This is a genomic window from Streptomyces sp. Mut1 (assembly GCF_030719295.1).
GTDB classification, from domain to species: Bacteria; Actinomycetota; Actinomycetes; order Streptomycetales; family Streptomycetaceae; genus Streptomyces; species Streptomyces castrisilvae.
Genome location: NZ_CP120997.1, coordinates 1,150,380 through 1,173,228, shown reverse-complemented (window position 1 = coordinate 1,173,228; position 22,849 = coordinate 1,150,380). Strand labels below are relative to the sequence as shown.

The following is a 22,849-nucleotide window of genomic DNA, read 5'->3' as shown; positions in this document are numbered from 1 at the left end:
CTGACAATCGCGCCCCGGACCGCCTGCCTACGGCCGCCGGCGGGGCTTGCCGCGCTTGGCCGCCGCCCCGCCCCTGGCTCCGCGCGAGCCCTTCGCGCCCTTGGCTCCCGCGGAACCGCTCTTCCCGGCCGCGGGCTTCCGCGCCCCCTGGCCGCCCCCGTCGCGCTTCGGCTTCTCCTTCGCACGGGCCGCGGGCGGAGCGGAGCGCCCCCGCGAGCTGTTCACGGTCCGCCCGCGCACGATGCCGATGAAGTCCTCCACCTGGTCGGTGGTCTTCTCCTGCGGCCACGACAGCGCGATGCGCGACTCCGGGGCGTCCGACAGCGGGCGGTACGTCAGGTCCTTGCGGTGGTGCAGCCGGGCGAGCGACTGCGGGACGACGAGGACGCCCACCCCCGCCGCCACCAGCTCCACGGCGTCCGCCGTCGTCGCCGGACGCTCGATCGCCGGGCGGCCGGGCAGCCGCTCCCAGACCAGGGTGTCGTCCTGCGGGTGGAGCACGATCTCGTCGGCCAGTTCGGCGAGGGACAGCTCGTCGACGGCGGCGGCCACGTGGTCCTTCGGGACCACCACGACGGTCGTCTCGGTGTAGAGGGGGATCGCGCTGAGATCGGTGCCGTCGACCGGCAGCCGGACGAACCCGGCGTCCGCGCCGCCCGCGCGCAGCAGATCCCGCGCCCCGGCGGCGGGCACCGGGACGAGGTCAAGGGGGATGCCGGGCAGGCGCTCGTGCCAGATCCGCACCCACTTGGTGGGCGTCACTCCGGGGACGTACGCCAGCCGGAACGAAGGGGATGCTTCCGAGCCTGTCACCCCGCCAGGTTACCGGTCGTCCCGGTCGTGGTCGGATCCACCGCGGGCGCTGGATACCCTTGGCACCATGAAGTCCCACCAGACCGCCCAGACCATGAAGCCCGCGACCGCGGCGAAGAAGCTGGGTGTGTACCTCGACGCCACCCCCGCCGAATTCCAGGACGGTGTCGTCTCGCGCGCCGAGCTGGCGGCCCTCCAGGCCGACCCTCCCCAGTGGCTGCGCGATCTGCGGAGCAATGGCCCGCACCCGCGCCCGGTCGTCGCCTCCAAGCTGGGCGTCTCCATCTCGGGCCTCGCCCGCGGCGGGGTCACGGAACCCCTGACCACGGAGCAGATCGAGGCGCTGAAGCAGGACGACCCGGAGTGGCTGCGCAAGGAGCGCGCCACCCAGGCCGACGTCCGCAAGGAGAACGTCCGCATCAAGGAGCGGAACGCCGAACGCGAGGCGAAGGAGCGGGACGACCGCGCCTGACCTCCCGGAGAGACGCCTGTGGGTGGCCCCCGTCCCGTACGAACGGAACGGGGGCCACCCACACGTCGTTCAGTCGCTGATGCCGGGCCCGTTGTCGTTGGACAGGTTCAGGCCGAACCCGGCCCCCTTCACGAGCGCGCCCAGGTCGACCGGGTTGAACGCGAAGGCACCCGTCGCCGTCAGGCCCGACGCGGTGCCGCGCAGGGACCACACCGCGCCCCCGTCCGCGACCGCCTCCAGGTCCTCGCCGGGCGCACCGGCCACCAGGTCCGCCCTGCCGTCGTTGTCGAGGTCGAGCAGCCGGACCGATGCGCCGAAGTGGTCGCCGGCCTCCGCCACGCCCGGCACGCCCGCGGTCTCCTGGTGGAAGGCCTGCGAACCGGTGCCGCTCAGACCGCCGGGGCCACCCTTCAGCAGCACGACCGCGCCCGCCGCCCTGGTCTTCTCGATGGCCTCGAACGGCACACCCACCGCCAGGTCGGCGTAACCGTCGCCGTTGACGTCGCCCGCGCTGAGCCGGGCGCCGAACTGGTCGCCCTTCTCGCTGACCCCGGGCACGCCCGCGGTGTCCTGGGTGATCGTCCTGGTCCGGGTGGTGCTGGGACCGGACGCGGAGCCGTAGTAGATCTTGACGGTGCCCGGGTCCGCGGGGAAGTCCTCCACGATGTCGCCCGGTACCACGCGGGTGGCGAGGTCGTCCTTGCCGTCCTTGTCGAAGTCACCCACCGCGAGGGCCGAGGCGCCGGGGAGCGGGGTGGAGACCGGCGACAGACCCTCGGGGGTGCCCAGCCACAGCTTGGCGCCCTCGGAGTGCTCCTCGTACACGTAGGTCGTGCACAGGTCGTCGATGCCGTCGCCGTTGAAGTCGCCCGCGGCGGTGGTGCCCATGTAGTTGTCCGTGTCGAACATCGTCACCAGCTGCTCGCGGGCGGGTACCCCGGACCGGTCGAACGGCCCGTACAGCACGCTGCGTTCCTCGTACTCCCCGCCGTGGTCCAGCATCAGGTCCGTGGTGCCGTCGCCGTCGAAGTCACCGGCGGTGAGGTTGTTCCCCACCTGGGAGTCGGGCGGCGCGGCCAGCCGCACCGCGCCCTGTCCCGTGAGACCGCCGGTGCGGCCCCACAGGACGATCACCGAGCCGAAGTTGTTCGGGGACGTCAGCCATTCGTTGGCGTACAGCGCCAGGTCGGTCAGGCCGTCGTGGTCGAGGTCCTCGGCGACCATCCGGGAACCGAAGCTGTTGCCGTTCTCGGGTTCGCCCGGCACACCGGGCGTGTTCTGGTCGATGACGGTCGTGTGCGCGGTGCTCAGGCCCTGTGCGGAGCCGTAGGCGACGGTGATGTACCCCGCCCACTCGTGGCCGTCGACAGCGGCGGCGGGGGCCGCGACGACGACGTCCTGGTAGCCGTCCCCGTTGAAGTCCTCCCGCACGGTGGTGGTTGCCGTTCCCCCGGCCGTACCCGCGTGCCCGCCGCCGGGCGCTGCGACGGCCGTGCCGCAGGACAGCGCCGTCGCGGCACAGACGGTTACGGTCAGCATGGTGCGAATGCCCACAGAATCTCCTTGGTCGCGTACGCGGAGCCATTGGCGTACGAGGTGTGAGGGCTCACATGGGAGACAGTCGCGAACCGGAGAAGGTTGCCCGGCGAACGGAAGGTGAACTCAGCGCGCGGGCAAAGGAGTCGGGGCCCGGCGGGGGCGGTCCGTGGCCGCCCCCGCACCCGGCCCCGCGCCGCTCAGCTGCCGGCGAGGAGGGTGAGTGTGTCGATCACCCGGTTCGAGAAGCCCCACTCGTTGTCGTACCAGGCGGACACCTTGATGTGGCGGCCGTCGACCCGGGTGAGCGCCGAGTCGAAGATCGAGGAGGCCGGATTGCCGGTGATGTCCGCTGACACGAGCGGGTCCTCGGAGTATTCGAGGACGCCCGCCAGGGGGCCGTCGGCTGCCGCCCGGTACGCCTCCAGCACCTGGTCACGGGTCACGTCGCGCGCCACCGTCGTGTTCAGCTCGACGATCGAACCGACCGGGACCGGCACGCGGATGGAGTCGCCGGACAGCTTGCCCTCCAGACGGGGCAGCACCAGCCCGATCGCCTTGGCCGCGCCGGTCGTGGTCGGCACGATGTTGACCCCGGCGGCGCGGGCGCGGCGGGGGTCGCGGTGCGGCCCGTCCTGGAGGTTCTGCTCCTGCGTGTAGGCGTGCACGGTCGTCATGAAGCCGTGCTCGATGCCCGCGAGGTCGTCCAGCACCGACGCCAGCGGCGCGAGCGCGTTGGTGGTGCAGGAGGCGTTCGACACGATCGTGTGCAGCTCGGGGTCGTACGCGTCGCTGTTGACCCCGTACGCCAGCGTCACGTCGGCACCGTCCGAGGGCGCGGCGACCAGCACCCGCTTCGCGCCGGCGTCGAGGTGGGCGCGGGCCGCCTTGGCGGAGGTGAAACGGCCGGTCGCCTCCAGGGCGATGTCGACGCCGAGTTCCGCCCAGGGCAGCTTGGCGGGCTCCCGCTCGGCGAGCACCTTGATGCGGCGGCCGTCGACCACGAGGGTGTCGCCGTCCACGGTGACGGGGCGGCCCAGCCGGCCGGCCGTCGTGTCGAACGCGAGCAGCCGGGCGAGGGCGGTGGGCTCCGTGAGGTCGTTGACGGCGACGATGTCGAGGTCGCTGTCGCGTTCGAGCAGCGCGCGCAGCACGTTGCGTCCGATGCGGCCGAATCCGTTGATGGCGATGCGAGTCATGAGATGTCCCTTTCTCTCTCTGCCCCTCCACCATCGCGCCCGGTGGCCGCCCGGGACAGCGGCGCGATCGCCACGGTCCGTAAGGATCCCGCCAGCCTCCTCGCGGTCCGCGCGGGAGGCCGCCGCGTGCCGTCCACTCGCCCTGGTCACTCGCCCCGGGCGAAGGTGCGCCGGTACTCGCTCGGTGTGGTGCCGAGGATGCGCTGGAAGTGCAGCCGCAGATTGGCGCCCGTGCCGAGCCCGACATCGGCGGCGATCTGCTCGACCCCCCGCTCGGAGCGTTCGAGCAGCTCGCGGGCCATGTCGACGCGGGCGCGCATGACCCACTGCATCGGCGTATAGCCGGTGTCCTCGGCGAAGCGCCGCGAGAAGGTCCGGGGAGAGACGGCCGCGTGCCGGGCGAGCGCGTCGAGGGTCAGGGGCTCGCCCAGCCGGTGCAGCGCCCACTCGCGGGTCGCCGCGAACCGCTCGCCCAGCGGCTCGGGCACGCTGCGCGGCACGTACTGCGCCTGGCCACCGCTGCGGTAGGGCGCCGCGACCAGCCGCCTGGCCGCGTAGTTGGAGGCCGCCACCCCGAGGTCGCCGCGCAGCACGTGCAGGCACAGGTCGATTCCGGAGGCGGCACCGGCCGAGGTGAGCACGCTGCCCTCGTCGACGAACAGCACGTTCTCGTCGACCCGGACCAGCGGGTACTTCGCGGCGAGCGCCCGCGTGTAGTGCCAGTGCGTCGTGGCCCGCCGGCCGTCGAGCAGCCCGGTCGCGGCCAGCGCGAACGCCCCGGTCGAGATGGCGGCCAGCCGCGCCCCCCGCTCGTGCGCGGCGACCAGCGCGTCGATCACCGCCCGGGGCGGGTCGTCCCGGTCCGGCAGCCGGTATCCGGGCACGAACACGATGTCCGCCCAGGCGAGCGCGTCGAGCCCGTGCGTGACGTAGTAGGCCAGCCCGTCGCCCCCGGCCACGAGTCCGGGCGCCGCCCCGCAGACCCGGACCTCGTAGGGCATACTCGCCCGGGTCGTGAAGACCTGGGCCGGAATCCCGACGTCGAGCGGCTTCGCGCCTTCGAGCACGAGGACCGCGACGCGATGAGGACGGGGGCGGGGGGATGGCGCCGGCATGGGCGTGAGGGTACGCGGCCGCGCGGCGCCCGCCGCTTCCCCCGGCCCGGCCGCGCCGCCGTGCCGGGCCCCGGGGCCTACGGTTTCGTGGCCGCGGGCGACCCGCCGAGGATGACCGGGCCGAGGCCCGGCGGCAGGTGGGCGACGGCACGGGCCACGGCCTCCCGGGCGGTGGCGAACCGGCCGAGGTCGCCGGTCACCGGCCCGCCGCCCACCTCGAACACACCGTCGCCGCCCGCCGACAGGCACGGCCCCGCCACCTTCAGGGCCGGGCGGGTCGCGGTGGAGAAACGCAGAGCCCAGTGGCTCGTGAACGGGTAGAGGGCACGGAGCGCCGGCTCGGCGTACGCCGCCCCGATCAGGGAGCGGTACGCCGGCGCCCACGGATACTCCAGCCCGGCCGCCTCCTGCCGCAGGCTCTGCCACTCGGACTCCGTCAGCCGTACGGGGTCAAGATCGGGCACCTCGAACCTGCCGGTGGGGCGCGCGAAGGGCGCCGCCGCGTGGATGTCCGCCAGGGACGCCCCGTCGTGCCAGGCCCGCGCAGCCGTCGCCACCTGCGCCAGTTCGTCCGTCCCGCCTTCGAGTACCGGGAGGGACTGGAAGGTGTCCGTCCCTCTGATGTGCCACCGCCGCTCGACCCGCCACGCGCTGATCACCAGTGGTTCGCGGTGCGGCAGCGTGGTGGCGACCGCCGCGTGGAACAACGGCTCGGAGCGGGAGGACGTGACGGGGACACCGTCCAGGCGGCCCGCCGCCTCGGCCCGGAGCGCGGCGGCGAGGCTGCCGTGCGCCGCGACTTCGGGGTACAGGGCGGCGGGCCCGCCAGGCGTGGTCATCCCGCCGATCCTGCCCGATCCGGGGCGGGAACGGAACGGGCGCGGGAAGTCAGTCGAGACAGAACTCGTTGCCCTCGACGTCCTGCATGTTGAGGCACGACTCGTTCTCCTCGTCGGCGAGCAGCAACTGCCCGCGCACCGCGCCGAGCGGGACAAGCCGCGCGCATTCCGCCTCCAGCGCGGCCAGCCGCTCCTCGCCCACCAGCCCCGTGCCCACCCGCACATCGAGATGCACTCGGTTCTTGGCGACCTTGCCCTCGGGGACGCGCTGGAAGTACAGCCGCGGGCCCGCCCCCGTGGGGTCGGAACAGGCGAACCCGGCGTTGCGCCGCTCGGGCGGCAGCGAGTCGTTGTAGGCGTCCCAGGTGGCGAACCCCTCCGGGGGCGGCGGCGCGACATACCCCAGCACCTCGCACCAGAAACGGGCGACGCGCTCCGGGTCCGCACAGTCGAAGGTCACCTGGAACTGCTTGATCGCTGCCATGAGTTCAGCCTAGGGGGAGCGGTCTCGTACGCCCATACGAGTCGGTCACCGGCGCCTCGCCGCGCGGGCGGCAACGATGTCCCGCCGGCCCGGCTCACCGCCGCACCCGCGAGGCCCGGAGACTGCTCGACCGTATCGACGGCGCCTGAGGCATCTCGCAACGCACACACATTCTTTGCATAAAAGTGCATCGCTGCGTATAGTCATGCCATCGACGAGGAGGCTATCGATGGCGGTACGTGCAGCAGTGGCAGGAGCGAGTGGATACGCGGGCGGGGAACTGCTCCGCCTGCTGCTCGTCCACCCCGAGGTGGAGATCGGCACCCTGACCGCGAACTCCAACGCGGGACAGCCCCTCGGAGCCCTGCAACCGCACCTGCGGCCCCTGGCCGGCCGGATTCTCCGGCCGACCACCGCCGACGTGCTCGCCGGACACGACGTCGTCTTCCTCGCGCTGCCGCACGGGCAGTCCGCCGCCGTGGCCGAGCAGCTCGGTGACGAGGTCCTCGTGGTGGACATGGGCGCCGACTTCCGCCTCCGCGAAGCCGCCGACTGGGAGCAATTCTACGGCTCGCCGCACGCCGGCACCTGGCCCTACGGGCTGCCCGAACTGCCCGGCGGGCGGGCCGCTCTGGCGGGGAGCAAGCGCATCGCGGTGCCCGGCTGCTACCCGACCGCCGTCTCCCTCGCGCTCTTCCCGGCGTACGCGGCGCGGCTCGCCGAGCCCGAGGCCGTGATCGTCGCCGCGTCCGGGACCTCCGGCGCCGGCAAGGCGGCCAAGCCGCATCTGCTCGGTTCCGAGGTGATGGGCAGCATGTCGCCGTACGGCGTCGGCGGCGTCCACCGGCACACGCCCGAGATGATCCAGAACCTCAGCGCCGCCGCCGGCGAGCCGGTCACCGTGTCCTTCACGCCGACCCTCGCGCCCATGCCCCGCGGCATCCTCGCCACGTGCAGCGCGAAGGCGAAGCCGGGGACGAGCGCCGAGACCGTACGCGCCGCCTACGAGAAGGCCTACGCGGACGAGCCGTTCGTCGATCTGCTGCCCGAGGGGCAGTGGCCCGCGACCGCCGCCGTGTACGGCTCCAACGCCGTGCAGATCCAGGTGGCGTACGACGCGGCGGCCGGCCGGATCATCGTGATCAGCGCCATCGACAACCTCGCCAAGGGCACCGCGGGCGGCGCCCTGCAGTCCATGAACATCGCCCTCGGACTGCCCGAGGACACAGGTCTTTCCACGATCGGAGTCGCACCGTGAGCGTCACGGCAGCACAGGGATTCTCGGCGGCGGGCATCGCCGCCGGAATCAAGGAGAACGGCAACCCGGACCTGGCCCTCGTGGTCAACAACGGTCCGCGCCGCGCCGCCGCGGGCGTCTTCACCTCCAACCGCGTCAAGGCCGCCCCGGTCCTGTGGTCGGAGCAGGTCGTCAAGGGCGGCGAGGTCACCGCCGTCGTCCTCAACTCCGGCGGTGCCAACGCCTGTACGGGCCCGCAGGGCTTCCAGGACACCCACGCCACCGCCGAGAAGGCCGCCGAGGTGCTGGACGGCCACAGCGCCGGTGAGATCGCCGTCGCCTCCACCGGGCTCATCGGTCTCCTGCTGCCCATGGACAAGCTGCTCCCCGGCATCGAGAAGGCCGCGGCCGCCCTCAGCGAGCACGGCGGCGAGAAGGCCGCCATCGCCATCAAGACCACCGACTCCGTGCACAAGACCGCCGTGGCGGGCGGCGAGGGCTGGACCGTCGGCGGCATGGCCAAGGGCGCCGGCATGCTCGCCCCCGGCCTGGCCACCATGCTCGTCGTGCTCACCACCGACGCCGACGTGGACGCCCCCGCGCTCGACGCCGCCCTGCGCGACGCCACCCGCACCACCTTCGACCGGGTCGACTCCGACGGCTGCATGTCCACCAACGACACCGTGCTGCTCCTGGCCTCCGGCGCCAGCGGGATCACCCCGGAGCAGAAGGACTTCGCCGAGGTCGTACGGGCGGTCTGCGACGACCTGGCCCGCCAGCTCATCGGGGACGCCGAGGGCGCCTCCAAGGACATCCGGATCGAGGTCGTGAACGCCGCGACCGAGGACGACGCCGTCGAGGTGGGCCGCTCCATCGCCCGTAACAACCTCCTCAAGTGCGCCATCCACGGCGAGGACCCCAACTGGGGCCGGGTGCTCTCCGCCATCGGCACGACGAAGGCCGCCTTCGAGCCGGACGCGCTGAACGTCGCGATCAACGACGTGTGGGTGTGCCGCGACGGCGCCGTCGGCGAGGACCGCGATCTGGTCGACATGCGCTTCAGGGAGGTCCGGATCACCGCCGACCTCGCCGCGGGGACCGAGTCGGCGGTCATCTGGGCCAACGACCTCACCGCGGACTACGTCCACGAGAACAGCGCGTACAGCTCATGAGCGCCGCGCGGAAGCACACCGCACTCCCGAAGGCGCAGACCCTCATCGAGGCCCTGCCCTGGCTGACCCGGCACAACGGCAGGACCGTCGTCATCAAGTTCGGCGGCAACGCCATGATCGACGAGGAGCTGAAGGCGGCCTTCGCCCAGGACGTCGTCTTCCTGCGGCACGCCGGCCTCAAACCCGTCGTCGTGCACGGCGGCGGCCCGCAGATCAGCGCCCAGCTCGACAAGCAGGGCCTGGTCAGCGAGTTCAAGGCCGGGCTGCGCGTCACCACGCCCGAAGCGATGGACGTCGTACGGATGGTGCTCGCCGGGCAGGTCCAGCGCGAGCTGGTCGGCCTGCTCAACCAGCACGGGCCGCTCGCCGTCGGCATGACCGGCGAGGACGCCCACACCATCACCGCCATACAGCACCGGCCCACCATCGACGGCGAGCCCGTCGACATCGGCCGGGTCGGCGAGATCACCGCCATCGACACCGGAGCCATCCAGGCCCTGCTGGACGACGGCCGTATCCCGGTCATCTCCTCCATCGCCCGCTCCGCCGACGACAACCACGTCTACAACGTCAACGCCGACACCGCGGCCGCCGCGCTCGCCGCCGCGCTGGACGCCGAGACGCTGATGGTCCTCACGGACGTGGAAGGGCTGTACGAGGACTGGCCCAACAGCGACGACGTGATCAGCCGGCTCACCGCCACCGAGCTGGAGAAGCTCCTGCCGGAACTCTCCAGCGGCATGGTGCCCAAGATGCAGGGCTGCCTGCACGCCGTACGCAACGGGGTGGAGACGGCCCGCGTCATCGACGGCCGGGTCCAGCACTCGATCCTGCTGGAGATCTTCACCGACGAGGGAATCGGCACGATGGTCGTGCCCGACGCGCAGGGGGAATCATGACCAACGCCGCACTCTCACAGCGCTGGCAGCAGGCGCTGATGGACAACTACGGCACCCCGAAGCTGTCCCTCGTGCGCGGCGAGGGCGCCCGGGTGTGGGACGCCGACGGCACCGAGTACCTCGACTTCGTCGGCGGCATCGCGGTCAACGCCCTGGGCCACGCCCACCCCGCCGTCGTCGAGGCGGTCACCCGCCAGATCTCCACCCTCGGTCACGTCTCCAACCTGTTCATCGCCGAACCGCCCGTCGCGCTCGCCGAACGGCTGCTCCAGCTCTTCGGCCGCACCGGCAAGGTCTACTTCTGCAACTCGGGCGCCGAGGCCAACGAAGCCGCGTTCAAGATCGGCCGGCTGACCGGGCGCACCCACATGGTCGCCACCGACGGCGGCTTCCACGGCCGGACCATGGGCGCCCTCGCCCTCACCGGCCAGCCCAAGAAGCGCGAAGGCTTCACCCCGCTGCCCGGAGACGTCACGCACGTCCCGTACGGCGACGCGGACGCGCTGCGGGCCGCCGTGACCACCGACACCGCGCTGGTGATCATCGAGCCGGTCCAGGGCGAGAACGGCGTCGTCGTCCCGCCCGGGGGCTACCTGGAGGCCGCCCGCGAGATCACCCGGGCCACCGGCACCCTCCTCGTCCTGGACGAGGTGCAGACCGGGATCGGCCGGTGCGGCACCTGGTTCGAGCACCAGGCCCACCAGGGCGTCGAGCCCGATGTCGTCACCCTCGCCAAGGGGCTCGGCGGCGGGCTGCCGATCGGTGCGACGGTCGCGTTCGGCGCCGCCGCCGACCTGCTCGCACCCGGTCAGCACGGCACGACGTTCGGCGGCAACCCGGTCGCCTGCGCGGCCGGCCTCGCGGTCCTCGACACCCTCGCCGCCGACGGCGCGCTGGACCGGGTGAAGCGGCTCGGCGAACGCCTCCGCAACGGCGTGGAGGCCCTGAACCACCCCCTGGTCTCCCATGTCAGGGGCTCCGGCCTGCTGCTGGGTATCGTGCTCACCGAGCCCCTCGCGCCCCAGGCGCAACAGGCGGCTCAGGGAGCCGGCCTCCTGGTGAACGTACCCGCCCCCGATGTCCTGCGGCTGATGCCGCCGCTGACCATCGGGGACGCGGAGGTGGACGCGTTCCTCGGGGCGCTGCCCGGCGCCCTCGACGCGGCATACGGGGACGGACGATCCGGAGAGAAGCGATCCGGAGAATGAGGCGACGACGATGACCGAGGCGCAGGAATCCGAGTTCGGCGGGCCGTCCGTGCCGCAGACCCGCACGGCGCGCCACCGCCGGATCGTGGACATTCTCAACCGGCAGCCGGTGCGCTCGCAGAGCCAGCTGGCCAAGCTCCTCAGCGACGACGGGCTGAGCGTCACCCAGGCGACGCTCTCCCGCGACCTGGACGAGCTGGGCGCGGTGAAGATCCGCAACACCGGGGGCGAGCTGATCTACGCGGTGCCGAGCGAGGGCGGATTCCGCACCCCGCAGGCACCGCTGGGCGGCTCCGCCAAGGAGGAGCGGATGCGCCGGCTCTCCGCCGAACTGCTCATCTCGGCCGAGGCGTCGGCCAACCTGGTGGTGCTGCGCACACCGCCGGGCGCCGCCCAGTTCCTGGCGTCGTCGATCGACCAGGCCGAACTGCACGACATCCTCGGCACCATCGCGGGCGACGACACGCTGATGCTGATCAGCCGTGACCCGGCCGGCGGGCAGGCGCTCGCCGACCACCTGCTGCGGCTCGCGCAGAACGAACGCTGACGGCGGGCGCCGGCCGTCAGTAGTTGGTGATCGCGGTCGCGCCGGAGACGGTGCCGATCGCGATGTGGGGGCTGCGGGCCGGATCGGCCCAGGCCAGGACGCGGTCCATCGCGGCCGCCGGTACGGAGACGCAACCGGCGGTCGCCCCGCTGCCGTTGACGTGCAGGAAGATCCCGGCGCCCCGGCCGCGTACCGGCTTGTCGTAGTTGAAGCCGACGACGAGGGCACGCGCGTACTGCGTGGGGTACGCGGTCAGCTGCTCGGACTCGGCGGCCCGGCAGTCGGCGGGCAGCGGCTCCACCCAGCGGTTGTAGTCGCGCGCCTCGTTGTCCTCGCACCACCACGAGGCGCTGTTGGCCTGCCGGTACGGGTAACGCGTCCCGGCCGGCGCCGCCTTGGTGCCGAAGGCGTACGGCAGGTCGTACAGACCGGTGGGCGTCGTCCAGGTGCCCTGCGTGCGTGAGGCGCCCTCGGCCAGGCCCTTGGACCCGAACCGCGCCGCCGCCGTACCGGCCGCCACCCACCGCCCGCCGCGCAGGTCCCACCAGGTGAGCGTGCCGGTCGTGGACGAGGTGGCGTCCGCCATGGCCGTGATCAGCTGGGTGCCGCCGCCCGTGTCGGCCAGCCGCACCGGCAGCGGTGCCGTGGCCAGTGGGGGCCGCCCGGCCCCGACCAGGGCGCCGAGAGCCAGCAGGACCGAACCGGTTGCCAGGAGTCTTCGCATGACCGGACTTTAGAACGCTCCGGCCGGATCAGCGCGGGAAAGCGGCGTATCCGGCGGCCCGCAGCAGCCGTTGCGCCGCCACCCGTGTGGCCCGGGGCCGGTCCGGGGCGTGGCGCGCGTCCAGCCACTCCCGGGGAAATCCGGCCGCGTGCGGCAGCAGGGCGCGCGTGGCCGCCCTGACGACGGGGGGTGACGGGTCGTCCAGCAGCGGGGTCAGCCCGTCCTGTGTCACCGCGTCGAGCGCCCGCAGCCCGGCGACCGCCTGGACGCGCACGGCCGGGACCGGGTGGCGGACCAGGGGCCACAGCGTGCCGGCGTCCGAGCGGTCGCCGCACTCGCCAAGCCCGGCGGCCGCGCCCGGTTCGGTGATCTCCCCGCCGCACAGCGCCCGGTACAGGGGCAGCGGGTCGCCCCCGCCCTGGCGCACCACGTACCGCGCGCAGGCCCGCACGACACTCGAACGGTCGGCGAGATGGGCCCGCGCCTCGTCGTACCGTCCGGTGCGCCGCAGCGCGGTGACGCCCGCCGCCCGGACGCGGGGCGCCCTGGCCGTCAGCAGGACGCCGAGCACCTGCCCGTACTCCTCCTCCCGCATCGAGGCGATGGCCGCGTCCGCGCACAGGTCCTGGAGGGTGGCGTCGCCCGAGCGCGCGGCGATGCGGGCCAGCCGGGCCGGCGGGAGGAGAGCGCGGTCGACGGCGATGCGGTGGGCGAGCCGGCGCGTGGCCCGGTCCTCGCTCGCGAGCAGGGTGTGCACGGGGCCGGCCGGGCCCTCGCGCAGTACGCGGTCGAGTAGGTCCACGGCGAACTCGCCCTGCCCGCGCCGGTCCAGCAGCAGGATCAGCGGGGTCTGCGCCAGGAGGCCGGCGGTGGGTGTCCTCGCCAGCAGGGTCCGGGCCCGGTCGCGTACCGGAGCCGCCCAGTCCGCGCAGCGCACGATCAGCAGTGGCAGCAGCGCGGGGTAGCGGGAGACGTGACCGAGCGCCGCCTCACGGACCCTGCCGTCGGGGTGGCACAGGGCGACGGCGGTCGTGGACGCGGAGCGGGCCCAGTCCGGGCGGCTCCCGAGCTCGTACGGCGGCAGGTCCCGCACCGCGTGGTCGAAGGCCGCCCAGGACTGCGCCGATGCCGTGCTGCCGAGCGCTTCGTGCGGGGACAGGCCGGCGGCGACGCGCCGCGCCGTGGTCCAGGCGTCGTTCATGATTCCCCCGTGAGGTGTGCCGGGTGGCGACCGTATCGGGGGTGGCGGGAGCCGGGCACGCGTATTTTCGGCGGGCCCTCCACCGCTCGACGGCGGGCCCGCCACCGTCTTTGACAAACCATGCAGTGGACCGCATAGTTATGCCTGTCAGTGATCGTAGCAGCGGCCGCACCGTGGATGGCGCCGGTGGCCGGGCATCCGATCCCCCTGGTTCTTCCGAGGAGCACGCAGTGAGCAACGGCAACGGCAACGGCGATGTACGTCTCTGGGGCGCCCGCTTCGCCGACGGCCCGGCCGAGGCGCTGGCCCGGCTGTCCGCCTCCGTCCACTTCGACTGGCGGCTCGCGCCGTACGACATCGCCGGCTCCCGCGCCCACGCCCGCGTCCTCAACAAGGCGGGGCTGCTCACCGAGGACGAGCTGACGCGGATGATCGCGGGCCTGGACCAGCTGGAGGCGGACGTCGCCGACGGCTCCTTCACCGGCACCATCGCCGACGAGGACGTCCACACCGCCCTGGAGCGCGGCCTGCTGGAGCGGCTCGGCCCCGACCTCGGCGGCAAGCTGCGCGCCGGCCGGTCCCGGAACGACCAGATCGCCACGCTCTTCCGGATGTACCTGCGCGACCACGCCCGCACCATCGGCGCCCTGGTCGCCGGCCTCCAGGACGCCCTGGTCGGCCTCGCCGAGGCGCACCCGGACGTCGCCATGCCCGGCCGTACGCACCTCCAGCACGCGCAGCCGGTGCTCTTCGCCCACCACATCCTGGCCCACGTCCAGTCCCTGTCCCGGGACGCGGAGCGGCTGCGGCAGTGGGACGAGCGGACCGCCGTCTCCCCGTACGGCTCCGGCGCGCTCGCCGGCTCCTCGCTCGGCCTGGACCCGGAGGCGGTCGCCGCCGACCTCGGCTTCGAGCGGGGTTCGGTGGGCAACTCGATCGACGGCACGGCGTCCCGGGACTTCGTCGCCGAGTTCGCGTTCGTCACCGCGATGATCGGCGTCAACCTCTCCCGGATCGCCGAGGAGATCATCATCTGGAACACGAAGGAGTTCTCCTTCGTCACCCTGCACGACGCCTTCTCCACCGGCTCCTCGATCATGCCGCAGAAGAAGAACCCCGACATCGCCGAGCTGGCCCGGGGCAAGTCGGGGCGGCTCATCGGCAACCTGACCGGCCTCATGGCCACGCTCAAGGCCCTGCCGCTCGCGTACAACCGCGACCTCCAGGAGGACAAGGAGCCGGTCTTCGACTCCTGCGACCAGCTGGAGGTCCTGCTCCCCGCCTTCACCGGCATGATGGCGACGCTCACCGTGAACCGCGCCCGCATGGAGGAGCTGGCCCCGGCCGGTTTCTCGCTCGCCACCGACATCGCCGAGTGGCTGGTCAAGAAGGGCGTGCCCTTCCGCGTCGCGCACGAGGTCGCCGGCGAGTGCGTCAAGGAGTGCGAGCACCACGGCATCGAGCTGGACGAGCTGACCGACGAGCAGTTCGCCAAGATCTCCGAGCACCTCACCCCGGAGGTCCGCTCCGTCCTCGACGTGGCCGGTGCGCTCGCCTCCCGCGACGGCCGGGGCGGCACCGCCCCGTCGGCCGTCGCCGTCCAGCTCGCCGAGGTCAAGGCGGACCTCGCCGCGCAGCACGCCTGGGCGGACGCGGGTAAGTAGCCGGACACGCATCGCGGGCTACGTTGGAGGGTAGGCGCGTTTCCTGCCGACGACGAGGAGCCCGCGATGCCGTTCGCCCGACTTTCCGCAGCGACCACCCCGACCGCCCACATCGGGCTCGGCCTGGCCGCCGTCGGCAGGCCCGGCTACATCAACCTCCACCGCGACCGGGACCTGCCCGGTGACCGCTCGCCCGACGCCCTGCGCGACCGTACGCACGAACTCCTGGACGCCGCCTACGCGCAGGGCGTCCGCTACTTCGACGCGGCCCGCTCCTACGGCCGCGCCGAGGAGTTCCTCGCCGGCTGGCTGGCGGCGCGTCCGGAGGCGGACGACGTCGTCATCGGGAGCAAGTGGGGCTACACCTACACCGCCGACTGGAGCGTCGACGCCGAGGCGCACGAGGTCAAGGACCACTCGCTCGCCGCGTTCGAACGCCAGCGTGCCGAGAGCGCGGCGCTGCTCGGCGACCGGCTCGACCTCTACCAGATCCACTCGGTGACCCCCGACAGCCCGGCGCTCACCGACAAGGAACTGCACGCCCGCCTCGCCGAACTGGCCGCGGGCGGCGTCAGCGTGGGCCTGTCCACCAGCGGCCCCGCCCAGGCCGAGGCGATCCGGGCCGCCCTCGCCGTCACGGTCGACGGCGCGCCCCTCTTCCGTACGGTCCAGGCCACCTACAACGCGCTGGAGACCTCCGCCGGGCCCGCGCTCGCCGAGGCCCATGCCGCCGGGCTCACCGTCATCGTCAAGGAGGGGATGGCCAACGGCCGGCTCGCGGGCACCCAGGCGCCCGCCGTGGTCCGGGAGATCGCCGACGAGGAGGGGCTCGGCAGCGACGCGGTCGCGCTGGCCCTGGTGCTGCACCAGCCGTGGGCCGGGGTCGTGCTCTCCGGCGCGGCCACCGCCGGCCAGCTCTCCGGCAACCTCCATGCCGCCGTCCTCGGTCTTGACGAGGAACGGCGGGCCCGGCTGGACGCCCTGGTGGAGGAGCCGGAGGCGTACTGGCGCCACCGCGCGTCACTCCCGTGGAGCTGACGCCTCAGCCGTCGCCCTCCCGGCCGTCCGCCCAGGCGGCCAGGGCGTCGAAGTCCGTGCGCTCCAGCCCGACGGCGGGATCGATCCACCGCAGCAGGCTGTCCCCGGCCGGCCGCCGGGCGCCGACCCACTCCCGGTCCCGGTCGGTGATCTCGTCGTCGACCCACGCGAACGGCCGCCCGGCCGCGTACCCGACCACGTACTGGGTCTTCCAGTACGTCCCCTCCGGCGCCGGCCCGTGCATCAGCGGCCAGTCGACGAACGGCAGCCGGGGCAGCCCGATCCGCGGGCCGATCCACTCGTTGGCCTCGTCCTTCCAGGTCGTCGCCCAGACCAGCTCGTAGCGCCCGGCCAGCGCCAGGAGCCGCTCGCCGTGTGCGGGGTCGAGCAGGACGGGCAGGGCGGGGCCCGCGGTCCACCCGGTCGGCCGCACGCGGTGGCGGGTGTAGCCCGGCGGGGGCTCGCGGCGGGAGAGCGCCGCGTACGGATTGAGCGGACCGTCGATGTCGATCAGCAGCAGCGGCTTCATGACGCCATGGTCCCCGCACCCGGCGGCCGGGGCGAGGACATTTCCGGTGAGACAATCATGTCTCAATTGGGCTAGTGTCGTCTCATGACTCTTGATCGTGAGCAGGTGCTGCGCAGTGCCGCCGCCCTGCTGACCCGCAAATCCACCGCCACCATGGACGAGGTCGCCAAGGCGGCCGGCATCGGCCGCGCCACCCTGCACCGGCACTTCTCCGGCCGGGATGCCCTGGTCCGGGCCCTGGAGGAGCTGGGCATCCAGGAGTTCGGCGCGGCCCTCGACGCCGCGGCGATGGACGAGGGCACCTGCGAGGAGGCGCTGCGCCGGTTCGTCGTCGCCGTCGAGCCGAGCGCCGGACTGCTGTCCTTCCTCGTGACCGAGAACCAGCTCTTCGAGGGCGGCGAGCAGAACGCCGGCTGGGACCGGCTGGACGCCCGCGTCGCCGCCTTCTTCCGGCGCGGACAGGAGCGCGGCGAGTTCCGCATCGACCTGACCCCCGCCTGGCTGACCGAGGCCCTCTACGGACTCATCGGCAGCGGCGCCTGGGCCGTTCAGGCGGGCCGGGTGGCGGCACGCGACTTCTCGTACATGATCGCCGAGTTGCTGCTCGGCGGCGCACGCCGGAGCGTGGAGCAATGAGCAGCGTCGAACAGCGCCCGGAGCCCGCCTTCGAGACGCACCGCCCCGGGCGATGGATCGCGCTGGCCGTGCTGGTCCTCGCCGTCCTGCTGGTGGCCGTCGACGCCACCGTGCTCGGCCTCGCGACCCCGTTCCTCAGCGAGGACCTCGAACCCACCGGCACCCAGCTGCTCTGGATCGGTGACGTCTACTCCTTCGTCATCGCCGGACTCCTGGTCTCCATGGGCAGTCTCGGCGACCGCATCGGCCGCAAGAAGCTGCTGCTGTGCGGCGCCACCGCGTTCGGCGCGGTCTCGGTGCTCAACGCCTATGCCCACACGCCCGAGATGATGATCGTGGCGCGTGCCCTGCTCGGCGTCGCCGGCGCCACCCTGATGCCGTCCACCCTCGCCCTCATCCGCAACCTCTTCCACGACCCGCGCGAGCGGAGCCTCGCCATCGGCATCTGGGGCGCGATGGCCTCGGCCGGCGCGGCCGTCGGGCCCGTGGTCGGCGGATTCCTCCTGGAGCACTTCTGGTGGGGCTCGGTCTTCCTGATCAACCTGCCCGTCATGGCGGTGCTGGTGGTCGTCGGGATCAAGATGATCCCCGAGTCGAAGAACCCGGCGCCCGGACCCTGGGACCTGCCGAGCGTGGGGCTGTCCCTGGTCGGCATGTTCGCCGTCGTCTACGCCGTCAAGGAGCTGGCCGCGCACGGCGGCAGCTGGAAGCTCGCGCTCGTGGGCGCCGCCGGGCTGCTGGCGCTCGTCTGGTTCGTACGCCGGCAGTTCCGGCTCCCCGCGCCCCTGCTCGACATGCGCCTCTTCCACCACCGGGGCTTCTCCGGCGCGGTCCTCGCCGACCTGCTGACCATCCTCGGCCTGTCCGGCCTGGTCTTCTTCCTCTCCCAGTTCCTGCAACTGGTCCAGGGGCGCGGGCCGCTGGAGGCGGGGCTCGCCGAACTGCCCGCGGCGGTCGGCGCGGTCACCGCGGGCCTGCTGGCCGGCACGGTCGCCCGGCGCTACTCCGTACGGTCGGTGGTGGCCGGCGGGCTCGGCGCGATCGGCGTGGCGCTGGCCGCGGTCGCCGCCGTCCACCGGGACACCGACTACCCCCTGATCGGCGCGCTGCTCCTGATCGTCGGCGTGGGCGCGGGCTTCGCGTTCACCGTGACCTCCGACGTGATCCTCTCCAGCGTCCCCAAGGAGCACGCGGGCTCGGCGTCCGCGGTCTCCGAGACGGCGTACGAGCTCGGCGCCGCCCTCGGCATCGCCCTGCTCGGCTCCATCGTGACCGGCGCCTACCAGAGCTTCAACGCCCCCGAGGGCACCCCGCCCGCCGTCTCGTCGGCCGCCCACGAGTCGCTCGGCGGCGCCGTGGAGTCCTCGCACCTGCTGCCGGGCCCGCAGGCGGCCGAGCTGGTGTCCGCCGCCCAGGACGCCTTCACCGAAGGGCTGCGGCTCGCCGCGGGCGTGGGTGCCGCCGTCCTCCTGGCGACGGCGGTCGTCGCCTGGTTCCTGCTGCGCGGGCAGGAGCTGGACGAGGGCATCGTGCACGAGTAGCGCCCCGGGCCCACCCGTCCGGTCAGCGGCCGGACGGGTGATCCGGAAAGACGAGAGGGCCCGTCCCCCCAGCCGGGGGACGGACCCTCTCGTACACCGTGCGGATCAGGCCGCCTTCGCCTTCGTGGCGTACATGTCGACGTACTCCTGGCCGGACAGCCGCATCACCTCGGCCATCACCGAGTCCGTCACCGCCCGCAGCACGTAGCGGTCGCGGTCCATGCCCTCGTAGCGGGAGAACTCCATCGGCTCACCGAAGCGCACCGTGACCTTGCCCGGCCGGGGCAGACCCGAGCCGCCCGGCTGGAGCTTGTCCGTGCCGATCATCGCGAACGGCACCACCGGCGCGCCCGTCATCAGCGTCAGCCGCGCGATGCCCGTACGGCCCCGGTAGAGCCGGCCGTCGGGGGAGCGGGTGCCCTCCGGGTAGATCGCGAAGGCCCTGCCCTCCTCCAGGATCCGGCGGCCCGTCATCAGCGCCGCGACCCCGCCGCGCCCGCCGTCGCGGTCCACCGGGATCATGCCCACGCCCGTGAAGAACCAGGCCATCAGGCGGCCCTTGAGCCCCTTGCCCGTGACGTACTCGTCCTTGCCGATGAAGAACACCGGCCGGTCGCAGCAGATCGGCATGATCATCGAGTCGATGAACGTCAGATGGTTGCCCGCCAGGATCACCGGCCCGGTCCCCGGGATGTTCTCGATGCCTTCCATCCGAGGACGGAACATCAGGCGCAGGATCGGTCCGAGCACTGCCTTGATGAGTGCGAGTCGGGACAACGCTTCCTCCGGAATAGTGGCCGGGCCGGCCGGGGCGACGGGTTGAGAGGGTCCATGCAGGTGAGGACGATACTCGCGGGTTCTCCCTGATCGCACATCGGGTTCACACGGCGGATACACCGTGTCGACGCGTGTTTGCGTCATGTTCGTCCAGGTGCCGCCGCCACGACCGTACCGCTGCCTACGCTCGATCCTCGCCCGACAGGTGCCGTACATCACATGCGAGGAGCATTCATGACAGAGCGTGCGCAGGCCGCGCCGGGACGACGGACCGTCATCGGAGCGGGGGCGGCGGTGCTCACGACCGCCGCGCTGGGCGTCACCACAACGGCCCAGGCGGCCGACAGGCCGGGCCACGGCGGCGGCCACCGCCTGGACCTGCCGGTCCCGACGGTCATCGGCCACCGGGGCACCAGCGGCTACCGCCCCGAACACACGCTGGGCTCCTACCAGCTCGCGCTCGACATGGGCGCGCACATCATCGAGCAGGACCTCGTGCCCACCCGTGACGGCCATCTCGTATGCCGTCACGAGAACGACATCACCGCCACCACCGACGTCTCCGCGCACCCCGAGTTCGCGAACCGCAGGACGACGAAGTCCGTCGACGGCGTGTCCCTCACCGGCTGGTTCACCGAGGACTTCACCCTCGCCGAACTGAAGACGCTGCGCGCCAAGGAGCGCATCCCGGCCAACCGCCAGAAGAACACCCTCTACGACGGCCGCTGGGAGATCCCCACCTTCGAGGAGGTCCTGCGCTGGGCCGACCGCGAGGGCCGGCGCCGGGGCAAGCCGGTCTGGCTGTACGTCGAGACCAAGCACCCCACCTACTTCCGGGGCCTCGGCCTCGGCCTGGAGGAGCCGCTCGCCGGGCTGCTGCGCCGCTACAACCGTCACCGGGCGCAGTCGCCGCTGATCCTCCAGTCCTTCGAGCCCGGCAGCATCCGGCGCCTGTCGAAGCTCGTCGCCACCCCGCGCGTCGTGCTGCTGTCCGACGCGGGCACGAAGCCCTGGGACTTCGAGGTGTCCGGCGACCCGCGCACCACCGACGACCTGGTGAAGCCGGCCGGCCTGAAGTGGATGGCCTCCTTCGCGCAGGGCATCGGCCCCACCCTGGACCTGATCATCCCCAAGGACGCGTCGGGCCGGCTCGGCGCACCGACCACCCTGGTCCGCGACGCCCACGCGCAGGGCCTCATCCTGCACCCGTACACCATGCGCAACGAGAACACCTTCCTGCCCGCCGACTTCCGGCGCGGTACGGACCCCAACGCGTACGGCGACGCGTTCGGCGCCTTCGCCACGTACTTCGCGACCGGGATCGACGGGATCTTCTCCGACAACCCGGACACGGCGCTGCTCGCGGCGGCGGACTTCACCGCGAAGTAGCCCACGGCCGGCGGTCAGGTGACCGGACCCGGCGTCAGCACCCCGCCGACCGGCGCGGGATGCCGCGACGCCCCGCCCGCCCGCCTGTCCGCCGGCCGCGCCCAGCGGTCCCGGCCACCGGCGAATCGCAGGGGAGTTGGGTATGTCACAGGAGAGTTTGGGCCCCATGCGTTCCCGATGCCTTGGATGTCTGCGCAGAATGCTCGCGGCGGAGGTTGTAGCTCCTGAACTGCGGGGAAAGGAGCGGTAGACAACCGGCGGATCAGGTGAGCGGGAGGCATGCGCACATGGGCATGAGCGTGATCATCTCGGCGGCGGACGCGCAGGACGCCGAAGAGATTCTGAAGCTTCAGTACCTCTGTTTCCAGAGCGAGGCGGAGCTGTACGGGAATTACCGCATCGACCCGCTCGTCCAGACCCTCGACTCGGTGCGCGCCGAGATCGCGGAGAGCCTGGTGTACGTGGCGCGGCTCGGCGACGAGGTCGTCGGCTCGGTGCGCGGATCGACGGACCCGGAGGGCACGGGCCGGATCGGCAGGCTCTGCGTCCACCCCCGGCTGCGCGGCCACGGCCTCGGCGCCCGGCTGCTGCGGGCGGCGGAAGCGGGCCTCGCCGACCAGCGCGCGGCCACCCGCTTCCGGCTGCACACCGGCCACCGCAGCGAGAGCAACCTGCGGCTCTACCAGCGTGCGGGGTACGCCGCCGTCGGCAACACCACCGGCGAGGACGGGGTCATGATGATCCTGCTGGAGAAGGAAGCGCAGGCACCGGCCGCCTACGTGGCCAGCGCTTAGCCGTACGGCTGCCGCGCCCCGCCGTCACACGGTCCGGGCGCGGCGCAGCCACATCATCCCGGTGACCGGAAGGATCACCGGGATGAACAGGTAGTCCCGGCCGCAGTACGACCAGACGGTGGCGTCGGCGAACGCGGACGGCTCCACCAGCGTCCACGTCCCCACGATCAGCACCCCGGCCAGCTCGGCGGCGCAGCACACCAGCGCCGTGCGGCGCGCCCGCTCGCCGCCGCGCACCAGCGAGTACGTGATGAAGCCGTAGACGGCCGCGGCGACCGCCGAGAGCAGATAGGCGAGCGGCGCACGGCCGAAGTCCAGGATCATCTGGACGATCGAGCGGGACGCCGCCGCCACGGTGAACACGCCGTAGAACCAGACCAGGACGCGGCCCGGCCCGGTGCCGAGGTCGAAGGGCCGCTTCTCGCCTTCGGCCGTCGCCGGGGTGCGGTCGGTTTCGGTGTCGGTCACGGTCAGCTTCCCCAGATGTCGTAGAGCCGTACTTCGAGGACGGCCAGGACGACCGCGCCCGCCGCCACCGTCACCGAACCCCACCGGGTCCGCTCGCTCAGCGACAGGAACCCCGCCGCCGGCACGGCCAGGAAGGCCCCGGCCAGATACGCGATGAAGATGGTCATGCCCTGTTCCGGCCGCTGGCCCCGGGCCAGCTGCACGATCCCCACCACCAGCTGCGCCAGGGCGAGGAGCGAGACCACGGCCATGCCCATGAAGTGCCAGTCCTTGGTGGGCTGGTCCCGGTAGGCGGCGAATCCGCACCAGGCGGCGAGGGCGAGGGCGGCCACGCCGACCGCGATCGTCAGGGCGTCAAGCATGAGCCGAGGGTATTACGGGGCGCCCGGCCCGCCGCGTGCGCCCCCGCGCCCTGGGACTCCGGCCGCCCGCGCCCGGCCCGTCGGACGGCGGCGGGCGGGTGCTCGGGCCGGTGACCGTGGCCTTGACCACAGCGACCGGAGCGCCCGGACCGCGGGGGAGCGGGCCGGAGGACCAGCTGTCGGCCATATCGCCGCAGGTCAGAGC

24 protein-coding genes and 1 pseudogene are annotated in these 22,849 nt (G+C 72.8%); 13 read left to right on the top strand and 12 right to left on the bottom strand.

The features are described from left to right. Positions 1-27 precede the first annotated feature (27 nt). On the bottom strand, positions 28-813 hold the full coding sequence (locus tag P8A18_RS04810; protein ID WP_306052005.1) for a LysR substrate-binding domain-containing protein: 786 nt from the start codon (positions 811-813) through the stop codon (positions 28-30). 67 nt (positions 814-880) lie between these two features. Here P8A18_RS04810 and P8A18_RS04805 point away from each other — a divergent pair, with 67 nt between their 5' ends. Then, positions 881-1,285 (top strand): DUF5997 family protein, encoded by a 405-nt coding sequence (locus P8A18_RS04805; protein ID WP_306052004.1) that lies wholly within the window; start codon positions 881-883, stop codon positions 1,283-1,285. 69 nt (positions 1,286-1,354) lie between these two features. Here the strand turns inward: P8A18_RS04805 and P8A18_RS04800 are convergent, their stop codons facing one another. The 5 genes from P8A18_RS04800 to P8A18_RS04780 all read right to left on the bottom strand — a co-directional run bounded on the left by P8A18_RS04800 (position 1,355) and on the right by P8A18_RS04780 (position 6,458). After that, a complete protein-coding gene (locus P8A18_RS04800) occupies positions 1,355-2,824 on the bottom strand; it encodes an FG-GAP-like repeat-containing protein (RefSeq protein ID WP_371933760.1) in 1,470 nt (489 codons plus the stop codon). A gap of 197 nt (positions 2,825-3,021) precedes the next feature. Further along, the gene (gene gap / locus P8A18_RS04795) at positions 3,022-4,020 is read right to left on the bottom strand and encodes a type I glyceraldehyde-3-phosphate dehydrogenase (protein ID WP_306052002.1); all 999 of its coding nucleotides are present in this window, start codon (positions 4,018-4,020) and stop codon (positions 3,022-3,024) included. Positions 4,021-4,166: 146 nt separating this feature from the next. Next, positions 4,167-5,135 carry a GlxA family transcriptional regulator gene (locus P8A18_RS04790; protein WP_306052000.1) on the bottom strand — a complete coding sequence of 323 codons (969 nt, stop codon included), beginning with the start codon at positions 5,133-5,135 and terminating at the stop codon, positions 4,167-4,169. A 77-nt stretch (positions 5,136-5,212) separates the two neighbouring features. Continuing rightward, positions 5,213-5,974 (bottom strand): DUF6193 family natural product biosynthesis protein, encoded by a 762-nt coding sequence (locus P8A18_RS04785; RefSeq protein WP_306051998.1) that lies wholly within the window; start codon positions 5,972-5,974, stop codon positions 5,213-5,215. A gap of 49 nt (positions 5,975-6,023) precedes the next feature. Next, positions 6,024-6,458 (bottom strand): VOC family protein, encoded by a 435-nt coding sequence (locus P8A18_RS04780; RefSeq protein WP_306051996.1) that lies wholly within the window; start codon positions 6,456-6,458, stop codon positions 6,024-6,026. Positions 6,459-6,687: 229 nt separating this feature from the next. Here P8A18_RS04780 and argC point away from each other — a divergent pair, with 229 nt between their 5' ends. From argC to P8A18_RS04755, 5 genes are read left to right on the top strand one after another with little or no spacing between them, the layout of a single operon-like run. Further along, on the top strand, positions 6,688-7,716 hold the full coding sequence (argC, locus tag P8A18_RS04775) for an N-acetyl-gamma-glutamyl-phosphate reductase (RefSeq protein WP_306051995.1): 1,029 nt from the start codon (positions 6,688-6,690) through the stop codon (positions 7,714-7,716). Beyond that, the gene (gene argJ, locus P8A18_RS04770; protein WP_306051994.1) at positions 7,713-8,867 is read left to right on the top strand and encodes a bifunctional glutamate N-acetyltransferase/amino-acid acetyltransferase ArgJ; all 1,155 of its coding nucleotides are present in this window, start codon (positions 7,713-7,715) and stop codon (positions 8,865-8,867) included. Before argC ends, argJ begins: the two co-directional genes overlap by 4 nt. After that, on the top strand, positions 8,864-9,766 hold the full coding sequence (argB, locus tag P8A18_RS04765; protein WP_306051993.1) for an acetylglutamate kinase: 903 nt from the start codon (positions 8,864-8,866) through the stop codon (positions 9,764-9,766). The genes argJ and argB overlap by 4 nt, the downstream gene beginning before the upstream one ends. After that, positions 9,763-10,974: an acetylornithine transaminase gene (locus P8A18_RS04760; protein ID WP_306051992.1), complete on the top strand. Its 1,212-nt coding sequence runs from the start codon at positions 9,763-9,765 to the stop codon at positions 10,972-10,974. The genes argB and P8A18_RS04760 overlap by 4 nt, the downstream gene beginning before the upstream one ends. Before the next feature lie 10 nt (positions 10,975-10,984). After that, entirely contained in the window at positions 10,985-11,521 is a 537-nt protein-coding gene (locus P8A18_RS04755; RefSeq protein ID WP_018556219.1) for an arginine repressor, read from the top strand. 16 nt (positions 11,522-11,537) lie between these two features. On the opposite strand, the gene P8A18_RS04750 is transcribed toward P8A18_RS04755, so the two are convergent. Beyond that, positions 11,538-12,245, bottom strand: coding sequence for a L,D-transpeptidase family protein (locus P8A18_RS04750; protein ID WP_306051991.1), 708 nt, complete (start codon positions 12,243-12,245; stop codon positions 11,538-11,540). Between the two features lie 28 nt (positions 12,246-12,273). Beyond that, entirely contained in the window at positions 12,274-13,446 is a 1,173-nt protein-coding gene (locus P8A18_RS04745; RefSeq protein ID WP_306051990.1) for a HEAT repeat domain-containing protein, read from the bottom strand. Between the two features lie 230 nt (positions 13,447-13,676). Between P8A18_RS04745 and argH the strand changes: the two genes are divergently transcribed. Next, entirely contained in the window at positions 13,677-15,110 is a 1,434-nt protein-coding gene (argH, locus tag P8A18_RS04740; protein ID WP_306051989.1) for an argininosuccinate lyase, read from the top strand. Positions 15,111-15,176: 66 nt separating this feature from the next. After that, complete coding sequence (locus P8A18_RS04735) at positions 15,177-16,148, top strand: aldo/keto reductase (RefSeq protein ID WP_018556223.1); 972 nt, start codon at positions 15,177-15,179, stop codon at positions 16,146-16,148. Between the two features lie 4 nt (positions 16,149-16,152). Here the strand turns inward: P8A18_RS04735 and P8A18_RS04730 are convergent, their stop codons facing one another. After that, positions 16,153-16,677 carry an HAD domain-containing protein gene (locus P8A18_RS04730; RefSeq protein WP_306051988.1) on the bottom strand — a complete coding sequence of 175 codons (525 nt, stop codon included), beginning with the start codon at positions 16,675-16,677 and terminating at the stop codon, positions 16,153-16,155. Positions 16,678-16,761: 84 nt separating this feature from the next. Between P8A18_RS04730 and P8A18_RS04725 the strand changes: the two genes are divergently transcribed. Beyond that, complete coding sequence (locus P8A18_RS04725; protein ID WP_026250467.1) at positions 16,762-17,313, top strand: TetR/AcrR family transcriptional regulator; 552 nt, start codon at positions 16,762-16,764, stop codon at positions 17,311-17,313. Next, a complete protein-coding gene (locus P8A18_RS04720; protein WP_306051987.1) occupies positions 17,310-18,854 on the top strand; it encodes an MFS transporter in 1,545 nt (514 codons plus the stop codon). Before P8A18_RS04725 ends, P8A18_RS04720 begins: the two co-directional genes overlap by 4 nt. A 105-nt stretch (positions 18,855-18,959) precedes the next feature. Here the strand turns inward: P8A18_RS04720 and P8A18_RS04715 are convergent, their stop codons facing one another. Next, complete coding sequence (locus tag P8A18_RS04715; protein WP_136315766.1) at positions 18,960-19,631, bottom strand: lysophospholipid acyltransferase family protein; 672 nt, start codon at positions 19,629-19,631, stop codon at positions 18,960-18,962. A 234-nt stretch (positions 19,632-19,865) separates the two neighbouring features. Here P8A18_RS04715 and P8A18_RS04710 point away from each other — a divergent pair, with 234 nt between their 5' ends. From P8A18_RS04710 to P8A18_RS04700, 3 genes and pseudogenes are all read left to right on the top strand, one after another. Next, positions 19,866-21,020: a glycerophosphodiester phosphodiesterase gene (locus P8A18_RS04710; RefSeq protein ID WP_306051986.1), complete on the top strand. Its 1,155-nt coding sequence runs from the start codon at positions 19,866-19,868 to the stop codon at positions 21,018-21,020. A gap of 34 nt (positions 21,021-21,054) precedes the next feature. Then, positions 21,055-21,270: pseudogene (locus P8A18_RS34430) on the top strand (sigma-70 family RNA polymerase sigma factor); the annotation flags it as partial. A 37-nt stretch (positions 21,271-21,307) separates the two neighbouring features. Beyond that, on the top strand, positions 21,308-21,814 hold the full coding sequence (locus tag P8A18_RS04700) for a GNAT family N-acetyltransferase (RefSeq protein WP_306051985.1): 507 nt from the start codon (positions 21,308-21,310) through the stop codon (positions 21,812-21,814). 24 nt (positions 21,815-21,838) lie between these two features. On the opposite strand, the gene P8A18_RS04695 is transcribed toward P8A18_RS04700, so the two are convergent. Together P8A18_RS04695 and P8A18_RS04690 are read right to left on the bottom strand one after the other, a co-directional pair. Further along, positions 21,839-22,282, bottom strand: a complete 444-nt coding sequence (locus P8A18_RS04695) for a hypothetical protein (RefSeq protein WP_306051984.1) — start codon at positions 22,280-22,282, stop codon at positions 21,839-21,841. Between the two features lie 2 nt (positions 22,283-22,284). Then, positions 22,285-22,644, bottom strand: coding sequence for a hypothetical protein (locus tag P8A18_RS04690; protein WP_306051983.1), 360 nt, complete (start codon positions 22,642-22,644; stop codon positions 22,285-22,287). Positions 22,645-22,849 lie beyond the last annotated feature (205 nt).

What these genes read in the sequence shown, in the direction of transcription:
- P8A18_RS04730 (WP_306051988.1), bottom strand. Translation starts at nt 16,677, where the DNA reads ATGAAGCCGCTGCTGCTGATCGACATCGACGGTCCGCTCAATCCGTAC.
- P8A18_RS04720 (WP_306051987.1), top strand. Translation starts at nt 17,310, where the DNA reads ATGAGCAGCGTCGAACAGCGCCCGGAGCCCGCCTTCGAGACGCACCGC.
- P8A18_RS04805 (WP_306052004.1), top strand. Translation starts at nt 881, where the DNA reads ATGAAGTCCCACCAGACCGCCCAGACCATGAAGCCCGCGACCGCGGCG.
- P8A18_RS04760 (WP_306051992.1), top strand. Translation starts at nt 9,763, where the DNA reads ATGACCAACGCCGCACTCTCACAGCGCTGGCAGCAGGCGCTGATGGAC.
- P8A18_RS04700 (WP_306051985.1), top strand. Translation starts at nt 21,308, where the DNA reads ATGGGCATGAGCGTGATCATCTCGGCGGCGGACGCGCAGGACGCCGAA.
- P8A18_RS04785 (WP_306051998.1), bottom strand. Translation starts at nt 5,974, where the DNA reads ATGACCACGCCTGGCGGGCCCGCCGCCCTGTACCCCGAAGTCGCGGCG.
- argB (WP_306051993.1), top strand. Translation starts at nt 8,864, where the DNA reads ATGAGCGCCGCGCGGAAGCACACCGCACTCCCGAAGGCGCAGACCCTC.
- P8A18_RS04735 (WP_018556223.1), top strand. Translation starts at nt 15,177, where the DNA reads ATGCCGTTCGCCCGACTTTCCGCAGCGACCACCCCGACCGCCCACATC.
- P8A18_RS04755 (WP_018556219.1), top strand. Translation starts at nt 10,985, where the DNA reads ATGACCGAGGCGCAGGAATCCGAGTTCGGCGGGCCGTCCGTGCCGCAG.
- P8A18_RS04790 (WP_306052000.1), bottom strand. Translation starts at nt 5,135, where the DNA reads ATGCCGGCGCCATCCCCCCGCCCCCGTCCTCATCGCGTCGCGGTCCTC.
- P8A18_RS04725 (WP_026250467.1), top strand. Translation starts at nt 16,762, where the DNA reads ATGACTCTTGATCGTGAGCAGGTGCTGCGCAGTGCCGCCGCCCTGCTG.
- P8A18_RS04750 (WP_306051991.1), bottom strand. Translation starts at nt 12,245, where the DNA reads ATGCGAAGACTCCTGGCAACCGGTTCGGTCCTGCTGGCTCTCGGCGCC.
- P8A18_RS04745 (WP_306051990.1), bottom strand. Translation starts at nt 13,446, where the DNA reads ATGAACGACGCCTGGACCACGGCGCGGCGCGTCGCCGCCGGCCTGTCC.
- P8A18_RS04780 (WP_306051996.1), bottom strand. Translation starts at nt 6,458, where the DNA reads ATGGCAGCGATCAAGCAGTTCCAGGTGACCTTCGACTGTGCGGACCCG.
- argC (WP_306051995.1), top strand. Translation starts at nt 6,688, where the DNA reads ATGGCGGTACGTGCAGCAGTGGCAGGAGCGAGTGGATACGCGGGCGGG.
- P8A18_RS04800 (WP_371933760.1), bottom strand. Translation starts at nt 2,824, where the DNA reads ATGCTGACCGTAACCGTCTGTGCCGCGACGGCGCTGTCCTGCGGCACG.
- P8A18_RS04690 (WP_306051983.1), bottom strand. Translation starts at nt 22,644, where the DNA reads ATGCTTGACGCCCTGACGATCGCGGTCGGCGTGGCCGCCCTCGCCCTC.
- P8A18_RS04710 (WP_306051986.1), top strand. Translation starts at nt 19,866, where the DNA reads ATGACAGAGCGTGCGCAGGCCGCGCCGGGACGACGGACCGTCATCGGA.
- gap (WP_306052002.1), bottom strand. Translation starts at nt 4,020, where the DNA reads ATGACTCGCATCGCCATCAACGGATTCGGCCGCATCGGACGCAACGTG.